Source organism: Thermoactinospora rubra (assembly GCF_002093975.1).
Classification (GTDB): Bacteria; Actinomycetota; Actinomycetes; order Streptosporangiales; family Streptosporangiaceae; genus Nonomuraea; species Nonomuraea rubra_A.
The window spans coordinates 1-1,501 of the sequence record NZ_MSZZ01000116.1 but is presented as its reverse complement, the minus strand read 5'-3'; the positions used below and the strand labels follow the sequence as shown (position 1 = coordinate 1,501).

Here is a 1,501-nt window from a genome sequence, read left to right as displayed (position 1 = left end):
GATCACTAGGGCACCCTCTTTCTGGCGGGTGGTGGCAAGCTGCTCGTCGTAGGGACTCGGCGGGAGTCGGGGGAAGGGCCTGTGTTGATCGCCCGGGAAGGGCCACTGTGATACCGCCGCCCCCGGCTTCCCCGAGGCTGCAGACCGGCAACAGGGAGTAGCGCCGTAGAGCGCCGGTTAGTGATCGCCCGGTAGACAGCCTCCTCGCCGAGTCGTCGCTGCCAGGCAAAGGAGTTCAGGTGTCGCTTGCGTTGCCCCCGGCGCGCTGGTTCGTCGGAGTCGACTGGGCCGCAGACAAGCACGCTGTCTGTGTCCTCGACGACAGCGGCAAGACCATCGATGAGTTCGTCATCGCGCACAGCAGCGACGGCATCGCCTCGCTGATCGGTCGGCTGGCCCGGCTCGATGACCCGGCGGCCGTCCCCATCGCGATCGAGCGGCCCAACGGCCGCCTGGTCGATCTGCTGCTGGAAGCCGGTCACCCGGTCGTCCCGGTCAAACCCAACGCGATCAAGACATGGCGGGAGGGCGAAGTGCTGTCGGGCGCCAAGTCCGACGCCGGTGACGCCTCGGTGATCGCCGAGTACCTGCGGCTGCGTCGCCACAAGCTGCAGCTCGCCACGCCCTACAGCGACCAGACCAAGGCCGTGCGCACGGTGATCCGCACCCGTGATGACCTGGTGGAGGCCCGGGTAGCGGCCACCAACCAGCTCGCCGCGCTGCTGGAGACCCACTGGCCGGGCGCCAAGGCGGTCTTCGCCGACCTGGCCTCGCCGATCGCGCTGGATTTCCTGACCCGCTACCCGACCCCGGCTTCGGCCGCCCATCTGGGCGAAAAGCGGATGGCCGCGTTCTTGGTCAAGCACGGCTACAGCGGCCGCCGCCGCCCGGCCGAGCTGCTGGCCCGGCTGCGCCAGGCCCCGGCCGGCACCACCGGCGAGGCCCTGACCGAAGCGCTGCGCGATGCGGTCATCGCCCTGGCCACCGTGGTCAAGTCGCTGGTCGGAGCGATCAAGGACCTGGACCGGTCGAGCGCCGCCCACCTCGGGGAGCACCCGGACGGCGAGATCTTCACGTCGCTGCCAAGGTCGGGTCAGATCAACGCCGCCCAGATGCTCGCCGAGTGGGGCGACTGCCGAGCAGCCTACGCCGGACCCGACTCCGTCGCCGCCCTGGCCGGATGCACACCGGTCACCAAACAGTCCGGCAAACACCGGGCGGTGCACTTCCGGTGGGCCTGCAACAAACGCTTCCGCCGCGCCCTCACCATCTTCGCCGACAACAGCCGACGCGCCAGCCCCTGGGCCGCCGCCCTCTACGCCAACGCACGCGCCAGCGGCAAGGACCACCCCCACGCCGTCCGCATCCTGGCCCGCGCATGGATCCGGGTGATCTGGCGCTGCTGGAACGACGGCATCCCTTACGACCCCGCCAGACACCGCGCAGCGGCGGCCTTCCTCACCGAAGCCGTGGCGTGAGGTTGACACAGGGAGTATCACAG

1 protein-coding gene is annotated in these 1,501 nt (G+C 70.0%); it reads left to right on the top strand.

The annotated features are described in order from the left end of the window. The first annotated feature begins 239 nt into the window (after positions 1-239). Positions 240-1,478 (top strand): IS110 family RNA-guided transposase, encoded by a 1,239-nt coding sequence (locus BSB02_RS39130; protein ID WP_084966063.1) that lies wholly within the window; start codon positions 240-242, stop codon positions 1,476-1,478. Positions 1,479-1,501: the final 23 nt, after the last annotated feature.